The sequence below is a fragment of the Agrobacterium pusense genome, from assembly GCF_900102105.1.
Taxonomy (GTDB): Bacteria; Pseudomonadota; Alphaproteobacteria; order Rhizobiales; family Rhizobiaceae; genus Agrobacterium; species Agrobacterium pusense.
Genome location: NZ_FNBB01000002.1, coordinates 288108 through 313910, shown reverse-complemented (window position 1 = coordinate 313910; position 25803 = coordinate 288108). Strand labels below are relative to the sequence as shown.

The window sequence follows — 25803 nt, the reverse complement described above, 5'->3', positions numbered from 1 at the left end:
AATTCCGTCAGGTGGTATGGGATAAGGTTAACGCTTTGTCCAGCCGCGCAATGGCGCCAGACGGCAAGGCGGCAACCGTTTTTATTCCGCAGCAAGCAGCGGCTTGTCTTCCTCCAGCGCCTTGCGGCGGGCGGCAAGTTCCAGTTCGCGGTGAAGGCGGATTTCCTCATCCGCTTGCGGTTTGGCGAAGCGGGCGATCAGCAGGTAGGAGACCGGTGTGATGTAAAGCGTCACCAGCGTCGCGAAGCCGAGGCCGCCGACGATGACCCAGCCGAGCGCGATGCGCGCCTCGGCGCCGGCTCCCTGCGCCAGAACCAGCGGCACGCCGCCAAGGATGGTCGCGATCATCGTCATCATGACCGGACGCAGACGGATGCTGGTGGCTTTTTCGATAGCTTCCCGCACGGTTGCACCCTGATCGCGCAGATGGTTGGCGAATTCAACAATCAGGATACCGTTCTTCGCCATGACGCCAACGAGCAGCACGAGGCCGATCTGGCTGTAGACATTGAGGCTGGAGCCGGTGACGAGCAGCGCGATGACGGCACAGGCAAGGCCGAGCGGCACCGTTGACATGATGATGATCGAACTCAACACGCTTTCGAACTGCGCGGCAAGCACGAGGAAGATGATGGCAATCGCGAAACCGAAGGTCAGCAGCATGCCGCTCGAATTCTCCTCCAGTGTCGCAGCCTCGCCCAGCGGCAGCAAGCGTGCACCGGGCGGCAGGACGGATTGCGAGAGCTCGTTCACCTTTTGCAGCGCCTCGCCCAGCGAAACGCCGTCCTTGAGGTTCGCGGTAAAGCCGACGGAGGGAAGCTGCTGTTCGCGGTTGAGCTGCGGCGCAACCGCATTTTCCTTGAGCGACGCGATGACCGACATCGGCACGATCTTGCCGTCGCCCGTCTTCAGGAAGACATTCTCAAGATCGGTCGGATCATTGATCGGCCGGGTGGAGGACAGGAGCCGCACCGGGATCGCATCGCCATCCACGAAGACGTCGACAATCGAGCGCCCTTCCAGCAGCGACTGCATGGCGCGAGAGAGGCCGGTGATGTCGATGCCGAGATCAGACGCGCGCTCACGGTCGATGGAGACCGAAATCTGCGCCTGATTGGGTTCGTTGTCGAAACGTGGCGTATCAAACAGGCCGCTTTCTTCCATGGAAAGCAGCAATTTCTGCGTCGCCTCTGTCAGCGCCGCATAATTGCTGCCGACCATCGCCATCTGCAATCCGTTGCCGGCGCCGCGAATGCGGAGGCTGTTCGGCTGCATCGCGTTGCCCCGCAACGCCGGAACCTTGTTGGCGGCAGAGGTGACATCGGCAGCGATCTGGTTCTGAGTGCGATCTCGGTCGGCCCAGGGCGCCAGCGTCAGCACCATGAAGCCGGTATTGGACGAGCCGTTCATGCCAGTGATGGAGTAGATGTTACGGATTTCCCCGCTGTCGCGAAGCGGCTGCAGGTTTTCTTCGATCCGCTGCAACTGGTCGCGGGTATATTCGAGGCTGACGCCCTGCGGCGCGGTGACCCGCATCATGATAGAGGCGCGGTCCTCGCGCGGCGTCAATTCACTCTGGATCATGCCGAAGGCGATCCATGACAGGCCGGAAAAGATGAGCGCAACGACGATGACGATGAGGGGGTTGTTGAGGCAGGCGGACAGCGTCGACTTGTATGTGGAGGCAAAGACATTACCGAACCAGGCGAGCGGGCCGGTCGGCTCCTTCAGCCCCTCCTTCAGCATGCGCGAAGCAAGCATCGGGCACAGCGTCAGTGCCACGATGGAGGACAAACCCACCGCGAAGGCCAGCACAAAACCGAATTCACGGAACAGGCCGCCAAGCTGACCCGGCAGGAAAGAAAGCGGAATGAACACGGCAGCCAGCGTCGCCGTCGTCGCGATGACGGCGAAAAACACCTCCTGCGTGCCGAGAACGGCAGCGGCCCGGGGGCCCATGCCTTCCGCCCGGCGGCGCACGATATTTTCCAGCACCACGATGGCGTCATCGACAACGAGACCAGTCGCCAGAACGATGGCGAGCAGTGTGAGGATATTGACGGAGAAGCCGACCATATAAATGGCGACGATGGTGCCAATCAGCGCCACCGGCATGGTGATCGCGGGAATGAGGGTGGCGCGCCAGTCGCGCAGGAAGAGATAAAGCACCACAACGACGATGATCGCCGAGAGCCCGAGCGCCAGTTCGACCTCGTGCAGCGCGCCTTCGATGAAGACGGCATCGTCACTGGTCACGACGACACGCGTGCCCTCCGGCAGATTGGCCGACATGGCGTCGACTGCGGCTTTCACACCGGTCGAGATACTGAGCGTGTTTGACTGTGCCTGGCGGATGATGCCAAGACCGACGCCCTGAACGCCGTTCGAGCGCAGCGACGTGGATTCGTCGTCCGCCCCCAGCATGACGGTCGCCACGTCCCTGAGGCGGATATTGTTCTTGATGAGAAGATTGGAAAAATCCTCGGGCTTTATCAGGCTCGCGGTGGCGCGCACGACGATATCCTGCGTCGTGCTTTTCAGCGAACCCGCAGGCACATCGAGCGCTGCACTTGCCAGTGCATTGGAAACGTCGGTCACCGTCAAACCACGGCTGGCGAGTGCCGCCTGATTGAGGTCTACTCGAAAGACCTTTTCCTGATCGCCGTAAAGTTCCACGTCCGCCACACCATCGACGGCGGCCAGGCGGTCGATGATCTCGTCATCCACCAGCTTGGTCAGGTCTTCCATGCTGAGCGTGGAGGATGTAACGGCAAGACGCATGATCGGCTGGCTGTCGGAATCCGCCTTGATGATCTGCGGCTCGTCGGCATCGTCGGGCAACTGGTTGGTGACGCGGCCAATGGCGTCGCGCACATCATTGGCCGCAACGGCCATGTCGACATTGTCGCCGAATTCCATCGTCACGCGGCTGGTGCCGAATTGTGAGTTGGACGCGATGGATTTGATGCCGCTGACACGCGCCACCGCACCTTCGATGGTCTGCGTTACTTCCTGATCGATCGTTTCAGGCGCGGCACCTTCATACGTGGTCCTGACGCTGATCGTCGGCCGGTCGACGTCGGGCAATTCGCGCACTTCGACGCCGACCAGAGCGGCGAGGCCGGCAACGACCAGCAGCGTGTTAAGGACCGCGGCCAGAATTGGCCGACGCACGAACAATGCGGTAAAGGCGAGCTTGGAATCCTGACCGGAAGGCGGCTGGGTCGTCATTGGCTGGCAACCTCCTCGGGCTTGGGCTGGTTGCCGACCCGCACCGCCCCGCCTTCGCGCACGCGCTGCAGGCCCTCAATAACGACAGGTTCGCCTTCCGCCAGTTCAGCCTTGACGAGAACGGCATCCGGGTTGCGCTGCACGATCTGCACCCGCACCTTGTTAGATTTATTGTCAGCCACACGCCAGACATAGGAGCCTTCCGCATCCCACTGCACGGCCAGCGGATCAACCGAGGCATAAGTTTCCCCGGCGAAGCGCATGGTGACGCCGAATGACATGCCCGCCCTCAGCTCATCCTTCTCATTTCCGAACTTCGCCCGGATGCGGATGGTGCGGCTCGCCTCGTCGACACGGTTGTCAACGGCCTCGATCTCCCCCTTGAAAGTCTCACCCGGGCGCGAAATCGACGTGGCCTCCACCGGCATGCCGATCTTGATCGCAGTCGCAAAACGCTCGGGAGCCCAGAAATTGACGAGAATTTCAGACCGGTCGTCAATGCTGACAATGGTGGACTGCGTCGTGACATTGTCACCGATATTGGCGGCGACGATACCGGCCACGCCTTCGATGGGCGCGACGATATCACGCCGCTTGAGATTGAGTTCGGCGGTGCTCAGCGCAAGCTTGGCGGCTTCTTCGGCAATCTGGGCATCCAGCACGTCGAGGCGCGAAACGGATTTCAGGTTCTTGTAGGAATTGGATTTTTCGACGGCGCTGCGCAGCGCCACCTGCGCCTTGTCGCGTTCGATCACCTGCTCCTCGTCATCGAGCCGCGCCAGCACCTGCCCCTTCACGACGCGTGCACCGGACGATGTACGAATTTCAGAAAGCGTGCCGGAAACCTGCGGCATGACGACGACGGACTGGATCGCCTCGCCATTGCCGATGGCGTTCAACCGGTCGTTGACCGTGCCTTTCTTCACAGGGGCGGTCACAACCAGTGTGGCGTTATTGTTGCGGCGTGCGCCACCCGCATTCTGTCCCGTCGGCGCGCCGGCCGCCGATCCGCCGGCTGCGGCGACTTCGACCGAAGCAGCGGGTGCTTTGACCAGCCCGATGCTGGCGAGCATATTGCGGGCGTCGGGCGAATAGACGCCCCAGAGACAGAGACCTGCCCCCACCACGGCCAGACTGACACCCACCTGTTTCCAGACCCGCATATAGTTCTCCGGTTGATCATCGCAGCATAAGAAAGCCCCTGAAGCTCAGGCTTCGGGACATCAGCAGTATTCCCCGTCGTTTAAAACGAGGCAACGCACAAATACGTTTCTTACGTAATTGTAATTTGTGATGGATTCTCGTCGAGCACACCATAAACGCTATATTATCGCAAATATTGTTCAGCGCGGTAGTCTGTCAGCACGAAATGAGCCGGAGGAAGCCATGAGCACCGTCACGAAAACACAAAATCCCGAAGCCGATCCGCGCGTGAAAGCGGTGTTCGATGATATCCGCACCACCCGCAAATCGGACTTCATCAACAATATGTGGCTTTACCTCGCCTTTGATCCTGATCTTCTGGAAAAGACATGGGCCGAGGTCAAGGCGGTGATGGCGACACCCTCGGCGCTCGACCCTCTGGTGAAGGAAATGCTTTACATCGCAGTGTCCGTCACCAATGGCTGCTCCTATTGTGCCCATTCCCATACGGCGGCCGCGAAAGCCAAGGGCATGACGAATGAACAGCATGCCGATCTGATGCGGATTATCGCGCTCGCCGCCAAGACCAACCAGCTTGCAGTGGCCCTTCAAGTGCCTGTCGATGCCGCTTTTGATGCCGATCAGAGGGCATGAACCCGAAATAATGCCTTGGAATAGGCATTTTGAGCAGCGATACCGGAATAAAAGCAGAACACGGTTCTGGCCTTTATATCCCGAATCACTACATTGGGCCGCATGAGCAACAGTTTTGACGATATGCCGTTCTTCGATGAGGAACCCGTGGCGCCGCGCAGGGCGACGAACAATGCCCCTTCGGAAAACGGCGGCGGGCTTGGCATTGCCGCCCGCGCCATGGCTGCGCGCGATCAAACGCGTGCCGCACCCGATTATCTTTCCGGCCTCAACCCGGAACAGCGCGATGCCGTGGAAACGCTGGACGGGCCGGTTCTCGTCCTCGCCGGCGCCGGCACCGGCAAGACCCGTGTTCTGACAACCCGCATTGCCCATATTCTCGCAACGGGCCGGGCCTATCCCAGCCAGATCCTTGCCGTGACCTTCACCAACAAGGCCGCCCGCGAGATGAAGGAACGCATCGGCGTTCTCGTCGGCGGCGCGGTCGAGGGCATGCCCTGGCTCGGCACGTTCCACTCCATCGGCGTCAAGCTGTTGCGTCGTCACGCCGAACTCGTCGGCCTGAAGTCGGATTTCACCATTCTCGATACGGATGACGTGGTGCGGCTGATCAAGCAGCTCATCCAGGCCGAAGGTCTCGATGACAAGCGCTGGCCGGCCAAACAGTTCGCCGGCATGATCGACGGCTGGAAGAACAAGGGCCTGACGCCGCCGGATATTCCTGAAGGAGACAGCCGCGCCTTCGCCAATGGCAAGGGCCGCGAGCTCTATACCGCCTATCAGAACCGGCTGAAAACGCTGAATGCCTGCGATTTCGGCGATCTTCTGATGCACCCGATCAGCATCTTCCGCCGCCACGCCGATATTCTGAAGGAGTATCACCAGAAGTTCCGTTACATTCTGGTGGACGAATATCAGGACACCAACACGGCGCAATATATGTGGCTGCGGCTGCTTGCGCAGCGCGCCAAGGGCGAGCCGCAAAACGTCTGCTGTGTGGGTGACGACGACCAGTCGATCTATGGCTGGCGCGGCGCGGAAGTGGACAACATCCTGCGCTTCGACAAGGATTTCCCCGGCGCCAAGGTCATCAAGCTCGAACGCAATTACCGCTCCACCGAGCATATTCTCGGCGCGGCCGGCCACCTTATCGCGCATAATGAGGGACGCCTCGGCAAGACGCTGTTTACCGAACGCAGCAGCCCTGACGACGAAAAGGTCGTGGTGCATGCTGCCTGGGATTCCGAGGAGGAAGCCCGCGCAGTCGGCGAAGAGATCGAGCAGCTTCAGCGCAAGGGTCACCTGCTGAACGACATGGCGATCCTCGTCCGCGCCTCCTTCCAGATGCGCGAATTCGAAGACCGTTTTGTCACGCTCGGCCTCAATTACCGCGTCATCGGCGGCCCACGCTTTTATGAGCGCCTCGAAATCCGCGATGCCATGGCCTATTTCCGCCTCGTCTGCCAGCCGGCCGACGATCTCGCCTTCGAGCGGATCGTCAATACGCCCAAGCGCGGCCTTGGCGATACGACGATCCGCAACCTGCACGACTATGCGCGTGCCCGCGACATTCCGATGCTGGCGGCAGCGGCCGACATCATCGAAACCGACGAGCTGAAACCGAAGGCGCGCAAGGCGCTGTTCGATGTGGTGCAGGATTTCCGCCGCTGGCAGGGTCTGCTCGAAAACACCGAGCACACCACGCTTGCCGAGCAGATTCTCGACGAAAGCGGCTACACCGCCATGTGGCAGGCCGACAAGACGGCCGAAGCGCCCGGACGCCTTGAGAACCTGAAGGAACTCATCCGCTCGATGGAAGCCTTTGAAAGCATGCGCGGTTTCCTCGAGCATGTCGCCCTCGTCATGGATGCCGAGCAGAACGAAAATCTCGATGCCGTCTCCATCATGACGCTGCATTCCGCCAAGGGTCTGGAATTCGACACCGTCTTCCTGCCCGGCTGGGAGGAAGGCCTGTTTCCGCACCAGCGGGCGCTGGATGAAGGCGGCCGCTCCGGTCTGGAGGAAGAACGTCGTCTTGCCTATGTCGGCATTACGCGTGCTAAGAAACTCTGCCATATCTGGTTCGTCTCGAACCGGCGCATTCACGGGCTGTGGCAATCCACCCTGCCCTCGCGCTTCCTGGATGAACTGCCGCCCGCCCATGTCGATGTCGCAGCATCCGACAGCAATTACGGCGGTTATGGCGGGCGTGGTGGCTACGGACAATCGCGTTTCGACAAGGCAGATCCCTTTGCCAACACCTATTCCACCCCGGGCTGGAAGCGTGCGCAGCAGAACCGTAGCGATGCCACCCGCGACAACTGGGGCACGCGCTCCGGCCATGCGGTGGAACGTATTGGCTATGGCGAAAGCGGCCCGCGCACCCGCACCATCGATGGGGAACTGGTGGCCAAATCCGTGGCCGACACGCCGTCAAAATTCTTCGTCGGCGACCGCGTCTTCCACATCAAGTTCGGCAACGGCAATATCGCTGCCATCGAGGGGAACAAGCTCACCATCGACTTCGACCGCGCCGGCCAGAAGCGCGTGCTGGATGGATTTGTGGAAAAGGTTTGATTCAACAACTATGAGTGCCTGAAGGCCGCTTTTCCCATAGCCCACGTCACGCCATTGCAATAAAGGAGTTGCAATAGGATGTGAGAACCGGGTGAGGACTGCTTTGCATATATTGCCGAAAAGCCAGCGCAAGCTTGCGGTTTTCCTGATCAACATGGACGGCGCCACCAAGCGCCTCGCGGATATGACCGCGCGCCTTGATGCCATGGGTCTCAAGGCGGAGCGCATCCCAGGCGTCAATGGCAGGGAGCTGAATTATCCAATCCCGGAATTCAGCGAAATTTCCTATATGCTGATGCATGGCCGCCGCACGTCACCTCCGGAAATCGGTTGCTATCTCAGCCATGTCGCCTGCGCCCGAAAATTCATGGAAGGCGATGCCGATATCTCGCTCATCCTCGAGGATGACGTGATCTTCGATGATGATTTTCTCAATGCGATTGATGAGGCGGCGCTGAATGGCTCAGACTGGGACTTGCTGCGTCTCACGACGGTCAGCAATGGGCGGAAATTTCCGTTCCGTCCGCTCTCGAACGGTCGCTCGCTCGCCATTGCGCTGACACGCGAGAAAGGCTCAGGCGCCTATCTCGTCAACCGTCGTGCCGGACAATGGATATCGAAGCTCATCCCGATGCGGCTCGCCTACGATATCGCCTTCGATCTTGAATATCTCTCCGGCCTGAAGGCCGCCTTCATCTATCCGCTCTGCGCCACACAGGATGCGGATGGTGAAAGCCAGATCCAGAACAATCTGCGCATTTACCGCCTGCCGCGCTGGCGGTATTTTACTGTCCTGCCCTATCGGGCCTATCTGGAAACCAGCCGGTTCCTGCTGCGCGGTATTCGCTTCGCGGTCGCCAGGGCACGCGTTGCAATGGAACGCGGCAAGGGCGACGCCGCCCCAGCCGGTCATTGATCGCTCCGTCTTACACTTCGCCGGGCGTGAAGCCGATGAGATAAATTGCCGCCACAACGGCTCCGACAATAAAAATCGAGACGACGAAAATCGTCATCCGGTTCAACGGTTTGCGTGTCGTTTTCTTCATGCTGCAATAATGCGTAGCCACATCGCTTGTTCCGCAACGCTCAGGATAATCTCGTCCAAATCCGCCAGCTCTCGCAATTCGATTCCGATTCAGGCGCAGATGGGCTAAAGCTCGTATCCATCTTCAGCTTTTCCGATCCGACATGACAGACACGACGCATCCACGCCTGAATCCGCTGCATCTCGCCGCCGCCTTCGCCAGCGGTTGTCTTTTGACGCTGATGGTGCATTTCAACGGACAGCTCGCCCATTACGGCAACGCGCTGTTTTCTTCCTGGACGGCGCACGGCACCGGCACGGTGGCGGCGCTGGTCTATCTGGCTATCATGCGTTCGAAGAAAGACCTTTCGGCCCCGGCAAAACCGAAAGCGCCGCTCTGGGCCTATTGCGGCGGCGTTGTGGGTGCCGCGATCGTCATCCTCACCTCCACCGCCGTCAATTCACCGCTGGCGCTTTCGGGAACCATTGCGCTCGGACTTGGTGGACAGGTCATCTTCAGCCTTCTGGCTGATATTTTCGGTCTGTTCGGACTGCCCAGAAGAAAGCCGGACCTTCGGGACATGGCGGCAGTGGCGCTCATTCTGTGCGGCAGCGCACTCATCATCCTTGTCGGGAGAACGGCATGATCGTCTGGATCGCCATGGCCTTTACCGGCGGCGTCTTCGTGGCGCTGAGCCGCCAGATCAACGGCCGACTCAGCCTGTCAAACTCGCCGCTCATCGCGTCTTTCTGGAATCACATCGTCGGTTTTGCCGTGCTGACCGTGATCGGACTCGTTGTCGGCGGCCTCATTCCACCGGGTGCGGCCGATGCACCTTGGCTTGCCTTTATCGGCGGCCCCATCGGCGTCGTCTTCATCGCTTCGGGAAGCTGGCTCATCCCCCGCATCGGCGCGGTCAACACCGCGCTTCTGGTCATAAGCGGCCAGATGGTCTCAGGTGTGATGCTCGATCTTTTCAGCGATCATCCGCCGAAAATCTGGGCCAGCGCTCTCGGCATCCTGCTCATTCTGCCGGCATGGTGCTGACGCAGCGGCGCAGCCGTTAAATATTCGCGCAGTCACGAGTCGCTGCCGCGCGAGAACATGCCGAGCAGCGTCTTGCCGCCGCTTTTACCACCGCTGCTCGCGAGCGTCGGGCGGTTGCCGTTCAGCTTCGGCACGACCACCATGCGCTTGACCTCACCGCGCTTGAAGGCCGCGAGGAAGCGGGAATAGTCGCGGAACACAACGCAGCCATTGGATTCGCCGCGTTTCGCCAGCATGTATGTATGAGCAAGAAGCCCGTCGCGGCCGTGCGGATTGACACCGTTTTCCGGCGTCAGGCGAATGGCTTCAACGCCGTGGAAGCGCGCCTCGCGCATTGTCAGCTTGTAGCTTGAAGGCGGTGTGGACCCGCGCATCTTGACGTGAACATAATCGGGATTGTCGCGCATCTTGCCGATACCGGAATGCGCTTCCAGTTTCTCGCCATTCGGCATGTGCACCACGCCGGAAGAGATATCGTAGATCGCCGTGCCATTGCCACGGTCAGGCCACGGAACCGCATCCATCTTGCTTGGCTCACGCATCGGATTATCCGGTTTCGCGAAGGCCAGCATGGCGCCGGTGCTCTGTTTTGGCGCCTGCGGCGCCCGCAGCGGAACCGGCGCATCGAAAGCAGACGCAGAGGCGACAGCGGGAACGCGCTCATCCGCCTTGGCAGTTGCCGCAGGACGCGGTGACGGCTCGACCGTTTGAGCTGTCGCGACATCAGGTCTGAAGCTCGGCAGCGGCACGTCGTCGGGAAGCAGACTGCTTGCCTCTTCCTCGACCTGCGGTCGGGCCAGCGCCACTTCGAATGCCGGATGCTGCGGAACGGCGCTCTGATAGGCAACCTCGGAGGTGCGTCCAAGCGCCGAATCGACGATTGCGGAAGGCTGAAGCGCGGCAAGTTCCTTGACGGTCGCCTGTCCTTTGGCGTTTGCCGCCGCGCCGAATCGTTCGCCGAATTCTTTCGCGCCGATCTCCGGCATGATGCCGGCAAGGCGGACGGCCTTCTGCTGGCCGTGACTGTGGTCGCTCAGGCGGGAAAACTTGCGGACGTGAATATCACGCGCCGCCGTGCGGGCAATCGCCGCCTCGGCGGTATCCAGCCTTGCCACAAGGGTCTTTTCAAATTGTCCGACGCCATGCGAGGCGGCGGCCATGCCGTGCAGCGAAGCGAAAGCGGCAAAGGCAAAAATGCCGGCAAAGGCACCGCCACCAAGAAGCGCCGACATTCGCCCGAACGAAAAGGATTTGCCTCTCTTGAGGGAATGCGAACCGGCAAGACCGGCGCCGTTATAGGCCGCAGCAGAAAACGCCATGATACTCGTTACTCGAACCGTTCACGCATACCCGGCCGACGCCGGAGGGATTTTGGGACATCCGAAGAACGGGCGAACACCGGGCCGCTTTCGGAACTGACTGGTTCGAAGCATGACGAATTATGGTAACCAAAGTGTTTACGAGTCCCTGCAAAAATATTTCGTTAAGGTCTGCGCATTGTGGCGCTAAGGCAAAACAATGACTTACGCGGATACCGGATGCCTGTGCACCGCGTGGTCCCGGGGAAGCGCCCTAATGGCGTCATTGGCCTTGAAAAATTTCCGCCGTATTGTCAGGTAATTTCCGACTTTGCCGGAAATTTGCTGGAAATGCGGCAGGAGTGCGACATGAAAGGTCGCTGCTCCCCACCACAGCACATGCCGGGCAGGCGGAAAAAGGCTTGATCCCCCAGGAGCAGCTTGGCATCCTGCCCGGAAAAGGGAGGCCATCATGAAGGCGTTGCTGCTCATCGATATTCAGAACGGTTTCTGCCCGGGCGGCAATCTGGCCGTTGCCGATGGAGACAAGGTCGTGCCCACTGCCAATGCCCTGATCGACAATGGCGGCTACGACCTCATCGTCGCCTCGCAGGACTGGCACCCGGAAAACCACGGCAGTTTCGCCTCGCAGCATCCCGGCAAGAAACCCTTCGACATGGGCGAACTCTCCGGCAAACCGCAGATGATGTGGCCCGACCATTGCGTGCAGGGCACGGCGGATGCGGAATTCCACCCGGATCTGAAGACGGAAGCTTTCGACTACATTCAGCAGAAAGGCGAAAACCCCGCTGTCGACAGCTATTCCGCCTTTCGCGACAATGACCAGGGCGCGACGACGGGGCTTTCCGATTATCTGACCCGACAGGGCGTGACGCAACTCGATGTCTGTGGCCTCGCCACCGATTATTGCGTCAGTTTTTCGGTGCTCGATGCGCTGGACATGCTGCCCGGCGTCAAGGTCCGCTTCATCGAAGATGCGAGCCGCGGCATCGACCCGCAGGGTATAAAGGCCGCGATTGCGACGATGCGTGAAAAAGGCGCAATCATTCTTAAAAGCCGCGACATCTTGCGCGATTAAAGGGAGCTGTGCCTACCACTTTACCGATTGCCGTGCTCGCCACAGGAGCCCTTTTGATAGGCCTCTGCGCGGTGGGTGCATCAGCGCGGCTTCGGTTTTTCCAGCACGTCTATATCCCCCGCCGCGTCCTCAAGACGTCTCAGGATCGCCGCCTGCGCATCGCGAAGCCCCTGATTGTAGAACACATATCCCAATTCCTCCGCCAGAAAATCCACGAAGATTTCCGCCTGCAGAAGGCCGATTTCAGCTTCGGCTTCCCGGGCAAGATAGTCCCGGACACGTGCGGCCAACGCGGCCTTCTCCTGCTTCTCCAGCATCGATCTTCCATGGTCAGATTGTTCAGCGGCGCCGGAAGAGGGCGATGAGACCGCCCGCCCGGCACCATACCGTAACGGAAGCTTCAAGTTAATCAATCGATCCATTCATGCAATTCGTTTGCCAGTCGGACGGGACGGCGATAGAGCGGCGGCAAGGAGTTCCAGAGATGTTCAATAAAGATTTTCGCGAGGGATTGAAGGGCGGTTTCCCGATCGCCCTCTCCGCCGCCCCTTTCGGTGCGCTGTTCGGCGCGGTCGCGGTCGATAACGGGCTGAGCGTCACCGAAGCCACGATCATGAGCGGCACCGTCTACGCCGGCGCAAGCCAGCTCGTCGGTATCGAACTGTTCGGCCAGAAGGTTGCCCCCTGGCTGATCGTTCTTTCCGTGTTCGCCGTCAATTTCCGCCATATCCTCTATTCCGCCGCCATCGCCCGAATGATCTCGAACTGGTCATTCCTGCAGAAGGCCGCGGGTTTCTTCGTGCTGGTGGATCCGCAATTCGCCGAATCGGTGAGGAAATACGAAAATTCCGGCACGGTGGGCTTTTCCTGGTACATGGGCTTTGCGGCACCCGTTTATGTGCTGTGGCTGGCCATGACCATTCTCGGCGCATCGCTCGGCAATATGATCGGCGACCCGAAAGCCATCGGTCTCGATGTCCTGCTCCCGATCTACTTCATGGGCATGGTGCTGAGCTTCCGTCAGCGAGAAAATTTCTACCCTGTCATGCTGGCAAGTGCAGTCGGCGCAACGGTTGCCTATCACATCGTCGGTTCGCCGTGGCATGTCAGTCTCGGCGCCGTCGCCGGAATTCTCGTCGCGGTCCTCTATCCGCCGAAACCGAATGGCGCGACGAATTCTGAGAATGGGGTGGAAACGCCATGAGTAACGTTCTGCACGCAGATACGATTTTCCTGATCGCACTCGCCGCCATCGCCACCTATCTCACCCGCATCGGCGGTTATGTGTTGATGACGCGGATGAAATCCATCCCGCCGCGGATGGAGGCGGGCCTGAACGCCGTTCCCGTGGCGGTTCTCACCACACTCGTCGCACCCGCCTTTTTTGAAGGCGGATACGAGGTGAAGATCGGCATGGTGGGCGCCCTTCTGGTCTGCCTGCGCTTTCCCGGCCTGACGATGCTCGCCATCGGCTGGGCCATCGTCATCGCCATCCGGCATTTCGGGCTGCTTTAAGCAACCCGCTCCAATGGCTTGGTCGCCGCAACGAGCCACGCCTTGACTTCTTCGTCGGTTATCAGGGGAGAAAGCTTCTCCAGCACGCCTGCGTGGTAGGCATTTAGCCAGTTGAGCTCCTCGTCAGTTAAAAGTGCGGCGACCACCAGCCTTCGGTCAATGGGGCACCATGTCAGCGTCTCGAAAGAGAACATCGGCTGGTCGCCTCCGGCCACCTCCTCCGCCTCGCGCACATAGATAAGGTTTTCGATACGGATGCCGAAGGCACCGGGACGATAATAACCCGGCTCGTTCGACAGGATCATGCCGGGCAAAAGCTCCTGTGTCGACAGCCGCGAAATGCGCTGCGGCCCCTCATGCACCGAAAGATAGGAACCGACACCGTGGCCGGTGCCGTGGGCATAATCCGCGCCAGCTTTCCAGAGAGCGATGCGCGCCAGCGGATCGAGATCGCAACCGCGCGTTCCCTTTGGAAACCGTGCGGTGCTTATGCCGATCATGCCCTTCAGGACCAGCGTGAAGAAGCGCTTCTGCTCCTCCGGAACGCTGCCGACGGCAACGGTGCGGGTGATGTCCGTGGTGCCGTTGACATATTGCGCACCGGAATCGACGAGGAACATCTCACCATCGGCAAGTGTGCGATCCGTATCTGTCGTAACGCGGTAATGGATGATGGCGGCATGTGCGCCGGCCCCGGAAATCGTGTCGAAAGAGACATCCTTGAGCGGGTTTTGCAGCCCCTGCCCCACCTTGACGCGAGCCGCCTCCAGCGCCTTGACGGCGTCGATTTCCGTCACCGTGCCGGGCTGCTGGCGATCCAGCCAGCAGAGATATTCGACCATGGCCGCCCCATCCTGCACATGGGCGGCGGCGGAACCGGCAAGCTCAGCTCTGTTCTTGCGCGCGCGGGGCAGACGGACTGGATCGGCTTCCTCGATCAGGGAGCCGCCCGCTGCGGTAATTGCGCCGGTCAGCGCCACTGGCGTCAGATCGGCATCCACCATCACCCGGCCCTTGGCGCTGGCAATGGCGTGCAGGCGATCCGCGATCTTCGACGGCGGCAACTGTGTCGCGAGCTGCGCCAGATAGGCCTCGGCCTCGATGCCGGTCTTGCGCTTGTCGAGAAAAATATCGGCCCTGCCATCTGCATAAATGATCGCGCGGGCGAGCGGGTGCGGTGTATGCGGCACGTCGTTGCCGCGAACATTGAAAATCCAGGCGATGGACGAAGGATCGGTCACCAGCAGTGCATCCGCCCCCTTTGCGGAAACGGTTTCCGCCAGTGAGGCAATCTTCTCCTTCGCCAGCTTGCCGGTAAATGCCTCTGGCTGGATGACGACGGGCTCCAGCGGTTCGGAGGGACGATCCTGCCACAGCGCATCGAGCGGGTTCTTTTCCAGAAGAACGATTGAACCGCCCTTGCCGGCGATCGCCTTTTCCAGCCGCTTCAATTCGGCGCCGGTGTGCAGCCACGGATCGATACCAAGCCGGAAACCCTTTGGAGCATGTTCGGCCAGCCAGACGGAGGGTGGCGCACCGACCAGATCACCACCAGTGAACAGTGTCTGGTCAACCTGCGAGCTTAGCTGCGTCGTATAGCGCCCATCGACGAATACCACCGCTTCCTTCCGCGTTACCAGTGCAATGCCGGCGGAACCGGTAAATCCGGTCAACCATGAGAGGCGCTCCGCGCACTCAGGCACATATTCTCCCTGATATTCATCGGCACGCGGCACCAGAAACCCATCGATACCGAGGGCATCGAAACCGGCGCGCAGCGCCTCGACGCGAGCCTTGCCGAATTGCGGCGCGGATTTGTTTTCGAAGGTCTGGAACATAGGCATCTTTCGGGAACTGTCATGGAGAAAGCTGTTTGTCGGCACCATCAAATCGTTGGCGCGCAACGACAATGCCACGCGGACAAAGCCGGTTTCAAGACATAAGTGATGCCCGGGATTGCGGTGATAAATTGGGCATATTTTGCGGAATAAGTAATACTGAAGGCTTAGTGATATGCAAAAAATGCATTCCTACCCTGATATATACCCTCTAACCAAACAAAAACACATCGCTTATATCAGGATCAACACAGCGAGAGAGACACTCTTCTGGCAAACAAGGATTTGAAGCAATGGCAAAATCTTTCCTCCGCACCGCCTTCGATCGCGTCGTTGAAGCACGCGAGCGTCAGGTCAGCCGTCATGTCAACGCCGCCCTTCTGAACCTCGACGACAAGTCGCTCGAAGCGCTCGGTATGAACCGCGCCGATCTGCGTCGCAAGGCAAAGTCCAGCTACGTATTCTGATTTTATCCGGCGCGACATTCCTCCCTACCCGCGTCCGGACAGGAATACGTCTACCCGCTTGAGCGAGCTCCTCCCAGGCTCGCGGGTTTTCAGGCGGCGCGAAAGCGCCGCCTTTTTCTTTTGTCCGCAATAAATGTTGCGAGAGCTTCAGTCCTTGCGAAGATGCAGCGTCACCCAGGCATTGCGCCAGATGGTGCGGACATGGGAAAGCCTTGCGCCATTATAGGCGGAAAGCACCTTCCAGCGCTGTGACGCCAGAATGCCCGACAGGATGACAGTGCCGCCGGGTGCCAGATGCGTGACGAGCTGCGGCGCCATCTTGATGAGTGGCCGCGCGAGAATATTGGCGATGATGAGATCGAACGGGCCATGCTTGCGGAAGGCGTCCGAGTGAAAACCCGGCGCCGTCTCCAGCACCATGCCCGAAACAATGCCGTTAAGCCGGACATTTTCCTTCGCCACCCTCACAGCGACGGGATCGATGTCCGTCGCAAGCACGGGAATAGGACGCATCTTGCGCACGGCGATGGCCAGAACGCCGCTGCCAGTGCCGAGATCGAGTGCGTTGCGCACGGGCCGCGCGCGCAGAACCTCTTCGATCATTTCGAGGCACCCCGCCGTCGTGCCATGATGGCCGGTGCCGAAAGCCTGTCCCGCCTCGATTTCGATGGCCAGATCGTTCGGCCGCACCTTGTCGCGATCATGAGCGCCGTGAACAATGAAACGCCCTGCCCGGACAGGCTTCAAACCTTCAAGCGATTTGGCGATCCAGTCGACATCAGGAACAATCTCCTTCTCGATGACAAGGCCCGGAAAGGCCGGCGCAAGCAGCGTACTGATGCGCTCGCGAAATTCCTCTTCCTGCTCCGCCATCAAATAGACAGAGGCTTCCCAGATGTCACGCTTCTCGTCCACCTCGGTCGTGGCGATCGCAACATCCTCCTCGCCGAAATAGTCCGACATCAAATCGAGAATTTCACCGGCCTTGATTTCGGTCGTGGTGACGTAAAGTCGGATTTCGCTCACGGCAGGCTGTTTCCTCTGGCTTCGGCTGTTCAATCTGCCTTTGCCACAAAACCGCACTCAGTCCAATAAGCCGAACGCAATTAAACCTTCGCGCCCTTTAGCAGGTTCTGAAGCTTCTGCTCGGCAACATCGGGATTTTCACCATAGGCGATCGTTCCCGCAAAACGGCCATTGGCATCGAGAAGGATAACGGATGCCGTGTGATCCATGGTGTAATCGCCATTCGGGTCCTTCTCATCCACCGGCACTTTTTTGGCATAGATGCGATAGCCTTTCAGCGTCTCGGCAATCTTGTCGGCCGGTCCGGTAATGCCGGTGATCCGCTTCGACACGTTGGACACATACTGCTGCATGATTTCAGGCGTATCACGCTCGGGATCGACGGAAACAAAATAGGCCTGCAGCTTGTCGCCGGCCGGATCCACCTTCTCCATCCAGCCATTCAGCTCGAACAGGGTCGTCGGGCAGACTTCCGGGCAATGGGTGAAACCGAAGAACAGCGCTGTCGGCTTGCCCTGAAAGGCTTTTTCGGTAATCGGCTGACCCGTTTGAGCCGTCAGTTCGAACGGCACGCCATAGGCGGTCTCCACCATCTGCTCGCGGGTCTTCGTCATTTCGATCGTCAGCCAGCTGACGACGCCGGCTAGAACGATCACGACCGCCCACAATACGATGCGAATATTTCTCATTGTCCAATCCTACCCCGAAAGCCGGCGCCGTGTCCGGGCGTCCGACAGACAGATAGCGAAGGACGGCGGCGACGGCAAATCAACTGGCCGTATTTGAGCCGACCGCGCTGATTTGTCACAAAGCCCGACGACGGCGCGGCGTCACAGGCACCAGGCGATACCGCTCTGCACGGCGGAAAGGAAAATATCGGTGCCGTGCCGCACCCAACCGTCAAACGCAAGAAGCACGACGGCAAGCGAAGCCACCACGGAAAGTCCAGCCAGAATAAACCTCAGAGGATGGGAAACGAGCGCGTTCATGTTCCTATCATAGCCCGTCCACGCACAGTCGAAAACCGGTAAAATACTGGAGTTTGCCGTGGCGAGATGGAGAATTGTTAGGGAAAGTTTAAAATCTTGCCATGCATTATGACCCCAGCGGCTTTTCAAGCCTCGACATGATGTCTCCCGGTCCATTCTCCGGCCGCCGCATAAAGCTCAATCCTGCGTGGGCCTGTTAGAGAGCCATCAGAGGAAACCTGCCGTCATGTCCAACGCCATCAAGCAATCCGGCGCATATCTCGAAATCGTTTCCTTTCATCTGGGCGATCAGGAATTCTGCATCGATATCATGGCGATCCGCGAAATCCGCGGCTGGGCGCCGGTGACCCCGATGCCGCACACCCCGCCCTATGTTCTCGGCCTCATCAACCTGCGCGGCGCCGTCATTCCCGTCATCGACATGGCCGGCCGCCTCGGCATGAAAATGACCGAGCCCTCCGAGCGCTCCGCCATCATCGTTACCGATATCGGCGGCAAGCTGGTCGGCCTTCTGGTGGAACAGGTCTCCGACATGATGACCATCCGCTCCGAAGATCTGCAGCCCGCGCCCGATATCATTCCGGAAGAACAGCGAAGCTTCTGCCGCGGTATCGTCGCGTTGGAAAAAAGCATGGTCTGCTTCCTCAACCTCGATACGGTTATCGCCGACGAACTGGCGCGCGAAGCCGCGTAATCCCCGGCATCGACATGGCAATTGCGGGGGCGAGCCTTACGGCTTGCCCTTTTCCCATGTCACCTGCTGGTTATAGAGCGGCACCGTCGATATCGCCATCTTGGCGGAACCATCGGTCAGTTCCCGCGCGTGCACCAGATAAATCAGCGTATCATTGGCCTTGTCGTAGACGCGGCTGACGACGAGTTTCTTCCAGACCAGCGACATCCCCTGCCGAAATACCTCTTCGCCGCCCTTCGAAAGATTGATGTCACCAATCTCCACCGGCCCGGTCTGGCTGCAGGAAATGGCGTTGTTGGAGGGGTCTTCGAACCAGTTGCCGTTTTTCAGCCGGTCGATGACGCCACGCTCGAAATAGGTCACATGGCACGTCACGCCTTTGATCTTCGGATCAGCGATCGCCTCTATCATGATATCATTGCCGATCCAGTCGACGCCGACCTCGCCAACCACCTGCGAATTTGCCGCAGTCACCGGAAGCAACACCAGAAAGCCCGCAAACAAGCCCGACAGAGTTTTCTTTGTCATCGCATCTTCTCCGTTACGCTGCTTCAAACATAGGTGGAAGCCACCGTTACGCAACCCGGGCGGCAGGCCGTTTTTTCATGCTGCACGGCTGGTAGCCCGTGGCGGTAAGTCGACCGGCCACCATGCCGATTTTCTCCGGCAGATCGTGGATATGGGCAACACTCAATGCCTTGGCCGCCGCAATCGACGCGGCCGCGCAGACAACGGCATCTTCCGCGGCATTATGGTGTACGAAACGCAGCTGAAGGTGATGAGCGATCACATTCAGCTTGTGCGACACCAGATTGGGCCAGACATGCCGGGCGATCTTGACGCTGCACAGATAGGAAAGATCGGGATAGGACTGTCGATATTTGTCGAAGGACGCGCGCATGACGCTGAAATCAAAGGCGGCATTGTGGGCTATCATCGTCGCACCATGGAAGTCGTCGATGAACTCCTCCATCACCTCGGGAAATTCCGGCGCATCCTCGACATCGGCAGGGCGGATGCCGTGCACGGCGATGTTGAAGGGCGAAAACCGCATGTCCTTCGGCCGGATCAGCCGTTCCTCGACACGAACGATCGCCCCGTCTTCTATCCAGGCAAGGCCGACGGAGCAGGCGCTGCCCCGCTCTTCATTGGCGGTTTCGAAGTCGATGGCGATGGTTTTCAAGAGTGATTCCCGTTGTTTCTTCCGGCATAAACCGGATCGGCCTCAAAGAGAACCGGCTTCGCTGGAATGCGCTTCCGAAAGCATCCAGTCGATGAGCGTCACGAGATCGGGATTATCGAGCATACGCCTGGGATAAACGAGGAAATAGGCGAGCGTGCTGGCCATGTCCTTACCGAATGGCGCAATCAATGCACCTTCGGCAAGCTCGCGGGAAACGAGCGAACGCCGGGTCAGTGCAATGCCATGCCCGGCCTTGGCGGCATCCAGCGCGCCGTTGCTGTCGATGAAAACGGTGCCGCCGGACGCGTCGACTTCCGCTGCACCTGCCGCTTCCAGCCAGCGCCGCCATTCATTGCGGTTTTCATCATGCAGCAGCGGGACCGATTTCAGATCGCCCGCTTCCCGTAGCGGGCCGTATTTTTCAAGAAGCTGGGGCGAGCAGACCGGCAACGTGCTGTCATCAATGAAGCGGATGCTCTCAAGCCCTTCGTACCGTCCGAAACCGTGCCGGACGGCCAGATCGACGTCGTCCCTCGAAAAATCCACCAATCGGTTCGTGACGCTGATGCGCACATCCACCTGCGGGTGCTGCTGCTGGAAGGCGGGCAATCGCGGCATCAGCCATTGGACGGCGAAGGTCGGTGTGCAGCTCAGCGTCAAAACGGTGATCTCAGACCGCGCTGTCAGCTCCGCCGTCGCCTCGCGCATCATCCGGAAAGCGGTGCGGAGCGCGCCGTAATAACGCTCCCCCTCGCGCGTCAGCTGGATGCTACGCGGCTTGCGAAAAAACAATTGCACACCAAGCCGCGCCTCCAGCTCCCGGATTTGCAGACTGACGGCGCCGGGCGTGACATTCAACTCGTTGGAGGCAAGCGTGACGCTGCGATAGCGCGCTGCGGCCTCGAAGGCCTGCAGCCCTTTCAGAGACGGGAGTTCGGCGGACATGATTTAGCTCAACTCAATTATCGAACGAGAAACAATCGTTTGAAAACATCATAAAACAGAGAGTAAATGAACGCAACAAGACACAGAGCGACGTGAAAACCCATCACCTCCGAGCTTGAGATTTACTCAACCAATATCGGGTGGATGGCGGGGATCCCGTCTGCGATCATGTCGATGCTCATGCGTTGGAGATGATAATGGCGATACAGAAACAGATGGATGCCCGCGAATGGGCGATGCTCGTCGCGCTTTCGCTCCTGTGGGGCGGATCGTTCTTTTTCATCGGTGTTGCGGTCAAGGAGCTACCTCCCGTCACCATCGTCGCACTGCGTGTTACCCTTGCGGCAATCGCGCTTCAGATCGTCTGCCGCATCATGGGCCTTCGCCTGCCGAGGCAATGGGCGGTGTGGCGCGCCTTTTTCGGCATGGGCCTTCTAAATAACATCATTCCCTTCTGCCTGATCGTCTGGGGCCAGACCCATATTGCCAGCGGACTGGCTTCGATCCTCAATGCCACAACGCCGCTCTTCACGGTTATCGTCGCGCATTTTCTCACCACTGATGAAAAGATGACCGGCAATAAGCTGACCGGCGTATTGGTCGGCTTTGCCGGCGTGGCGACCATGATCGGCCCCGCCGCCTTTACCGGCTCATCCGGCCTCTGGGGCCAGATCGCCGTCCTCGGCGCGGCCATCTCTTATGCCTTCGCGGGCATATTCGGCCGCCGCTTCAAGGCCATGGGTGTGCCGCCGCTGATGACCGCCACCGGCCAGATTTCCTCTTCGGCACTGATGCTGATCCCGGCCGCCCTTCTCATCGACAAGCCATGGACACTCGCCATGCCGAGCCTCGGCACGTGGGGCGCGCTTGTCGGCATCGCACTGCTCTCGACGGCGCTCGCCTATCTCATTTTCTTCCGCATTCTTGCCAGCGCCGGCGCCACCAACCTTGCCCTCGTCACCTTCCTCATCCCCGTCAGCGCCATCCTGCTCGGTTCCCTGCTTCTAGGGGAGCAACTGGAAATGAAGCACTTCGCCGGCATGGCGATGATTGCTGCGGGTCTCGCGGCGATCGACGGCAGGCTGCCGTCAAAACTCAGAAGCCTGCTGCGCAACGCACCTGCTTGACAGAATTACACGGCAAAAGCATTGTGCGCCCATGATCGCGAAGCAGAACACCACCCGTCGTCACACCATCACCGGCCACCCGGCAGGGGAAGGTATGTCGTCGCGTTAAGCGATCCATTTCCACCCTGCCAGTCGAGCAGGGTTCGCACTCCTGCTCCCATACGCCCAAGGAGACAGGCATGCAGACTGTGAAATTTGCCGATAATGAAGATTCGCAATTCAGCTTGAATGAAGTCGTCCTGCGCGCCGCGCGTCTGGACGACGCTGAAGCCCTGACAGAAATGTTCAACCTGCCCGGCGTCCGTCACGGCACGCTTCGACAACCATTTCAGTCGGTTGAAAAAACACGAAAATCGATGGAGAACCGCGGCCCAAACGATATCGCCATCGTTGGCGAATGGCGGGGAAAGATCGTTGCCAATGCAGGACTGTTCCGCAGGGCAGGAAGACAGTCCCACATCGCCGATCTGGTAATCAGTGTCCACGACGATTTTGCCGGCAGAGGTGTCGGAACATATATTCTGGCGGCTTTGATCGACACCGCCGATAATTGGCACGATATCCGCCGCATCGAACTCAACGTCTTCACCGACAATCTCCCCGCGATCCGGCTTTACGAGAAATTCGGTTTTGAACTTGAAGGCACCCTGCGCAACGACGCCTATCGAGATGGCAAATACGTTGATGCCCACGTGATGGCGCGACTTCGATAGTCGGTTAGCTGCGCAAGTGGTCGGCAAACACTTCCCGAATGGTCCGGCGCGACCATTCGGCCATTTTTTCGTTACGGCCGCGCTCGGCATCCAGAACGATCAGCGCCTTCCATAAGGCCCACCCGCGCCCGCGCTGCCATGTGGCCTCATCCAGATCGAGCGCTCTGCGAAAAACAGCCCGGCTTTCAGCATCAAGCACATTCCACGCGAGAATGAGATCAGAAGACGGATCGCCTACGCCGGAACTGCCGAAGTCGATGACGGCCGAAAGCCTGCCATCCTTCACCAGCAGATTGCCCTCGGCAATGTCGCCATGCACCCACACCCGCTGCTTTTGCCAATAGCTCGAAAGCGCAAGCTGCCATATCTCGATAGCCAGCGCCTGATCCACCTCACCGGCAAGCCGCGCCGCCGAGGCCTTCGTTTCCCCGTCATAGACTGCAAGCGAGCCCCCGCGGTGAAAGTTATGCGCCCCTGCGACCGGGCCATCCACAGCATCCGCCTCATGTAATGATCTCAAGAACGTGGCGACATCAATGGCAATGACCGACAGATCGACCTTCTCCAGATGCTGAGCAAGCGGTTCCCCTTCGAGCCAGCGATAGACCGACCAACGAAACGGATAACCCTGCCCCGGCTGCCCGAGCGCTACTGGAGCAGGGATCGGAAAAGGCAGGAAAGGCGCTAGCGTTGGCAGCCATCGATGCTCCTTCTCGACCTGCGCCACGTAACGGGTGGCGCTCGGCATGCGGATGAGCATTTCATCGCCAAGGCGAAAACTGCGATTGTCCCAGCCGCTCAGTTCCACCGGCCGAACATCTAACGCCGCCCATTGAGGAAACTGGCTGACAACCAGCGCCCGGACCTGCTCTGCGCTGACGACGATGCGGTCATCCATGCCTTATCCTCCGTCTCAGGCACAAAGCTCTAGCGGCAGAGGACAATATTTCCATGACGGCCCCTTAGCCGCCGATCAGGGCCAGCCACTCGTCCTCATCCATGGTCTGCACGCCCAGTTCCGCCGCCTTGGCAAGCTTGGAGCCCGCTCCCGGCCCCGCCACCAGAATATCGGTCTTTTTCGAAACGGAACCGGCAACCTTGGCGCCCAGACTTTCCGCCCGGGCCTTCGCCTCGTCGCGGGTAAACTTCTCCAGCGAGCCGGTAAACACCACCGTCTTGCCTGCCACCGGGCTGCCTTCCGTAGAAGGCTTTTCCGCCTCTTTCGGACGAAGTTCCCTTATCAGCCGATCGATGACGTCTAGGTTGCGTGGCTCCTTGTAGAACTCGACAATGGCGCGGGCCACCACCTCGCCGATGCCGTCGATGGCATTAAGCTCGGCCCACGCATCGCTTGCGGGATCCGGCGCCGCCTTCATGCTTTCTTCGAAATGGTCGTAAGTGCCATAGGAGCGCGCCAGAAGCTTCGCCGTAGTCTCACCCACATGGCGGATGCCCAGCGCGAAGATGAGCCTGTGCAGATCGATCTCGCGGCGGGCATCGATGGCGTCGAACAGCTTCCTGACGCTGACCTTGCCAAAACCGTCGATATTTTCGAGCTTGGTCAGATGGGAAGCATCCTGACGCGCCTTCAGCGTGAAGATGTCGGGTGCGGTCTTGATCGAGAGCGCAGGATCGTCACTTTCGAAGAAGAAATCGATCTGCTTGGTGCCCAGCCCTTCGATATCGAAGGCATTACGCGAGACGAAATGTTTCAGATGCTCCACCGCCTGGGCCCGGCAGACGAAACCGCCGGTGCAGCGCGTGACCGAATCGAGCTTGCCGGTCTTCTCATTACGCTCCCGCACCGCATGGCTGCCGCAGACCGGACATTTTTCCGGGAAGGCATATTTTGCCGCGCCGGCCGGTCGCTTTTCCAGAAGCACGTCCAGCACCTGCGGAATGACATCGCCGGCCCGCTGCACGATAACAGTGTCGCCGATGCGGATATCGTGATCTTCCGGGCGGATGCGCTCACCGCTATTCCCGATGCCCTCGATATAATCGGCATTATGCAGCGTGGCATTGGTAACGACGACACCGCCGACAGTGATGGGGGTAAGACGCGCGACAGGTGTCAGCGCGCCGGTGCGGCCAACCTGAATTTCGATATTTTCAACCGTCGTGAAGGCTTGCTCTGCTGGAAATTTATGTGCGGTCGCCCAACGCGGGCTGCGCGAGCGGAAGCCAAGCCGTTCCTGCAGATCAAGCCGGTCGACCTTGTAGACCACACCGTCGATATCGTAATCGAGATCGGGCCGCGCAACACCGATTTCATTATAATGCTCAAGCAATTGCTGGGCGGACGTGAATCGCTTCATCAGCGGATTAACCGGGAAACCCCATTCCCTGAACTTCTCGACGATGCCATATTGGGTATCAGCAATCCGCGTCGGCTGACCGCCATTCGAAACCTCGCCGAGGGCGTAGGCGAAAAACCGCAGCTTGCGTTTCGCCGTCACATTGGCGTCCAGCTGACGCAGGGAGCCGGAGGCAGTATTGCGCGGGTTCACGTAGGTCTGCTTGCCTTCCGCTTCCATCTGGGCGTTGAGCGCCAGAAAGTCGCTTTTGGCCATATAGACCTCGCCGCGCACTTCCACCACATCGGGCGCATCGGCGGGCAGCTCGTTCGGAATTTCCTTGATGGTCCTGATATTGGGAGTGACATTTTCGCCGGTCGTGCCGTCACCGCGCGTCGCCGCTGTCTTCAGCCTGCGGTTTTCGTAGCGGATGGACATGGAAAGCCCGTCGATCTTCGGTTCCGCAGTGAAAGCAATGGAGTCATCAGGCAGATGCCCGAGGAAACGATAAACCGAACTGACGAAGTCGCGCAGATCTTCTTCCGAGAACGTATTGTCGAGCGACAGCATCGGTCGCGCATGCACGATGGGCGCAAAGGTCGGAAGCGGCGCGAAGCCTACTTTTTTCGATGGGCTGTCGGCCCGCACCAGCGCCGGGAAATTCGCTTCGATGGCGTCGTTGCGCCGCTTCAGCGCGTCATACTCCGCATCGGAAATCTCCGGCGCATCCTTGCCATGGTAAAGCGCGTCATGGCGGGCAAGCTCGGCCGCCAGAAATGCAAGCTCCGAAGAGGCTTCAAGCTCGGTGAGGTTTTCAACGGGTTTCTGGTCTTTCGACATGACGGCCTCTTTTCGGAATTACCGAACGCTTTTAGCCGAAATAACAAACATTAAAAACAGTTTTGCCGCTGGACTCACAATGCCGAAAGGCACTG

Annotated in this window: 24 protein-coding genes and 1 pseudogene; 12 read left to right on the top strand and 13 right to left on the bottom strand. The window is 59.5% G+C overall.

Features of this window, described 5'->3' with window-relative positions; all coding sequences use genetic code 11:
• Positions 1-81 precede the first annotated feature (81 nt).
• Together BLU28_RS06075 and BLU28_RS06070 are read right to left on the bottom strand one after the other, a co-directional pair.
• Positions 82-3231 (bottom strand): efflux RND transporter permease subunit, encoded by a 3150-nt coding sequence (locus BLU28_RS06075; RefSeq protein ID WP_077987448.1) that lies wholly within the window; start codon positions 3229-3231, stop codon positions 82-84.
• Complete coding sequence (locus BLU28_RS06070) at positions 3228-4394, bottom strand: efflux RND transporter periplasmic adaptor subunit (protein WP_006697783.1); 1167 nt, start codon at positions 4392-4394, stop codon at positions 3228-3230. The genes BLU28_RS06075 and BLU28_RS06070 overlap by 4 nt, the downstream gene beginning before the upstream one ends.
• Before the next feature lie 223 nt (positions 4395-4617).
• Between BLU28_RS06070 and BLU28_RS06065 the strand changes: the two genes are divergently transcribed.
• The 5 genes and pseudogenes from BLU28_RS06065 (at position 4618) to BLU28_RS06045 (ending at position 9697) form a co-directional block, all read left to right on the top strand.
• Positions 4618-5028, top strand: coding sequence for a carboxymuconolactone decarboxylase family protein (locus tag BLU28_RS06065; RefSeq protein WP_004442748.1), 411 nt, complete (start codon positions 4618-4620; stop codon positions 5026-5028).
• A 102-nt stretch (positions 5029-5130) separates the two neighbouring features.
• A complete protein-coding gene (locus BLU28_RS06060) occupies positions 5131-7605 on the top strand; it encodes an ATP-dependent helicase (protein WP_077987499.1) in 2475 nt (824 codons plus the stop codon).
• A 103-nt stretch (positions 7606-7708) separates the two neighbouring features.
• The gene (locus BLU28_RS06055) at positions 7709-8521 is read left to right on the top strand and encodes a glycosyltransferase family 25 protein (RefSeq protein ID WP_077987447.1); all 813 of its coding nucleotides are present in this window, start codon (positions 7709-7711) and stop codon (positions 8519-8521) included.
• 272 nt (positions 8522-8793) lie between these two features.
• Positions 8794-9276, top strand: a complete 483-nt coding sequence (locus BLU28_RS06050; protein ID WP_004442751.1) for a DMT family transporter — start codon at positions 8794-8796, stop codon at positions 9274-9276.
• Positions 9273-9697: pseudogene (locus BLU28_RS06045) on the top strand (DMT family transporter). Before BLU28_RS06050 ends, BLU28_RS06045 begins: the two are co-directional and overlap by 4 nt.
• Positions 9698-9709: 12 nt before the next feature.
• On the opposite strand, the gene BLU28_RS06040 reads toward BLU28_RS06045, so the two are convergent.
• Positions 9710-10996 (bottom strand): DUF2778 domain-containing protein, encoded by a 1287-nt coding sequence (locus BLU28_RS06040; protein ID WP_077987446.1) that lies wholly within the window; start codon positions 10994-10996, stop codon positions 9710-9712.
• 451 nt (positions 10997-11447) lie between these two features.
• On the opposite strand from BLU28_RS06040, the gene pncA reads away from it, so the two are divergent.
• Positions 11448-12074, top strand: a complete 627-nt coding sequence (gene pncA / locus BLU28_RS06035; protein ID WP_034498807.1) for a bifunctional nicotinamidase/pyrazinamidase — start codon at positions 11448-11450, stop codon at positions 12072-12074.
• Between the two features lie 80 nt (positions 12075-12154).
• Here pncA and BLU28_RS06030 read toward each other — a convergent pair whose 3' ends face one another.
• Positions 12155-12391, bottom strand: a complete 237-nt coding sequence (locus tag BLU28_RS06030; protein ID WP_006697775.1) for a DUF2164 domain-containing protein — start codon at positions 12389-12391, stop codon at positions 12155-12157.
• Positions 12392-12558: 167 nt separating this feature from the next.
• On the opposite strand from BLU28_RS06030, the gene BLU28_RS06025 reads away from it, so the two are divergent.
• Together BLU28_RS06025 and BLU28_RS06020 are read left to right on the top strand one after the other, a co-directional pair.
• Positions 12559-13278, top strand: coding sequence for an AzlC family ABC transporter permease (locus BLU28_RS06025; protein WP_022556587.1), 720 nt, complete (start codon positions 12559-12561; stop codon positions 13276-13278).
• On the top strand, positions 13275-13589 hold the full coding sequence (locus BLU28_RS06020) for an AzlD family protein (RefSeq protein WP_004442758.1): 315 nt from the start codon (positions 13275-13277) through the stop codon (positions 13587-13589). Before BLU28_RS06025 ends, BLU28_RS06020 begins: the two co-directional genes overlap by 4 nt.
• Here the strand turns inward: BLU28_RS06020 and BLU28_RS06015 are convergent.
• Positions 13586-15427, bottom strand: a complete 1842-nt coding sequence (locus BLU28_RS06015) for an aminopeptidase P family protein (protein ID WP_077987445.1) — start codon at positions 15425-15427, stop codon at positions 13586-13588. The two genes, BLU28_RS06020 and BLU28_RS06015, sit on opposite strands and share 4 nt — an antisense overlap.
• Before the next feature lie 293 nt (positions 15428-15720).
• Here BLU28_RS06015 and BLU28_RS26260 point away from each other — a divergent pair, with 293 nt between their 5' ends.
• Positions 15721-15894, top strand: a complete 174-nt coding sequence (locus tag BLU28_RS26260) for a hypothetical protein (RefSeq protein WP_003522343.1) — start codon at positions 15721-15723, stop codon at positions 15892-15894.
• Positions 15895-16041: 147 nt separating this feature from the next.
• Here the strand turns inward: BLU28_RS26260 and BLU28_RS06005 are convergent, their stop codons facing one another.
• The 3 genes from BLU28_RS06005 to BLU28_RS26255 all read right to left on the bottom strand — a co-directional run bounded on the left by BLU28_RS06005 (position 16042) and on the right by BLU28_RS26255 (position 17909).
• Positions 16042-16920: a 50S ribosomal protein L11 methyltransferase gene (locus BLU28_RS06005; protein WP_077987444.1), complete on the bottom strand. Its 879-nt coding sequence runs from the start codon at positions 16918-16920 to the stop codon at positions 16042-16044.
• Between the two features lie 80 nt (positions 16921-17000).
• On the bottom strand, positions 17001-17609 hold the full coding sequence (sco, locus tag BLU28_RS06000; protein WP_004442764.1) for a cytochrome oxidase assembly protein Sco: 609 nt from the start codon (positions 17607-17609) through the stop codon (positions 17001-17003).
• Between the two features lie 141 nt (positions 17610-17750).
• Entirely contained in the window at positions 17751-17909 is a 159-nt protein-coding gene (locus BLU28_RS26255) for a hypothetical protein (RefSeq protein WP_168247042.1), read from the bottom strand.
• A 226-nt stretch (positions 17910-18135) separates the two neighbouring features.
• On the opposite strand from BLU28_RS26255, the gene BLU28_RS05995 reads away from it, so the two are divergent.
• Positions 18136-18603, top strand: a complete 468-nt coding sequence (locus BLU28_RS05995; protein WP_003522339.1) for a chemotaxis protein CheW — start codon at positions 18136-18138, stop codon at positions 18601-18603.
• A 36-nt stretch (positions 18604-18639) separates the two neighbouring features.
• Here BLU28_RS05995 and BLU28_RS05990 read toward each other — a convergent pair whose 3' ends face one another.
• The 3 genes from BLU28_RS05990 to gcvA are packed head-to-tail and all read right to left on the bottom strand — an operon-like array spanning position 18640 to position 20731.
• Complete coding sequence (locus tag BLU28_RS05990; protein WP_004442768.1) at positions 18640-19131, bottom strand: CreA family protein; 492 nt, start codon at positions 19129-19131, stop codon at positions 18640-18642.
• Between the two features lie 46 nt (positions 19132-19177).
• On the bottom strand, positions 19178-19786 hold the full coding sequence (locus BLU28_RS05985) for a 3'-5' exonuclease (RefSeq protein ID WP_044459616.1): 609 nt from the start codon (positions 19784-19786) through the stop codon (positions 19178-19180).
• A 42-nt stretch (positions 19787-19828) separates the two neighbouring features.
• Positions 19829-20731 carry a transcriptional regulator GcvA gene (gene gcvA / locus BLU28_RS05980; RefSeq protein ID WP_004442772.1) on the bottom strand — a complete coding sequence of 301 codons (903 nt, stop codon included), beginning with the start codon at positions 20729-20731 and terminating at the stop codon, positions 19829-19831.
• Positions 20732-20928: 197 nt separating this feature from the next.
• Here gcvA and BLU28_RS05975 point away from each other — a divergent pair, with 197 nt between their 5' ends.
• A complete protein-coding gene (locus BLU28_RS05975) occupies positions 20929-21858 on the top strand; it encodes a DMT family transporter (protein ID WP_045531911.1) in 930 nt (309 codons plus the stop codon).
• A 179-nt stretch (positions 21859-22037) separates the two neighbouring features.
• Positions 22038-22571 carry a GNAT family N-acetyltransferase gene (locus BLU28_RS05970; protein WP_035209694.1) on the top strand — a complete coding sequence of 178 codons (534 nt, stop codon included), beginning with the start codon at positions 22038-22040 and terminating at the stop codon, positions 22569-22571.
• Positions 22572-22575: 4 nt separating this feature from the next.
• Here the strand turns inward: BLU28_RS05970 and BLU28_RS05965 are convergent, their stop codons facing one another.
• Both BLU28_RS05965 and ligA read right to left on the bottom strand, forming a co-directional pair.
• Positions 22576-23469, bottom strand: coding sequence for an aminoglycoside phosphotransferase family protein (locus BLU28_RS05965; protein WP_077987443.1), 894 nt, complete (start codon positions 23467-23469; stop codon positions 22576-22578).
• Positions 23470-23533: 64 nt separating this feature from the next.
• A complete protein-coding gene (ligA, locus tag BLU28_RS05960; RefSeq protein ID WP_077987442.1) occupies positions 23534-25708 on the bottom strand; it encodes an NAD-dependent DNA ligase LigA in 2175 nt (724 codons plus the stop codon).
• Positions 25709-25803: the final 95 nt, after the last annotated feature.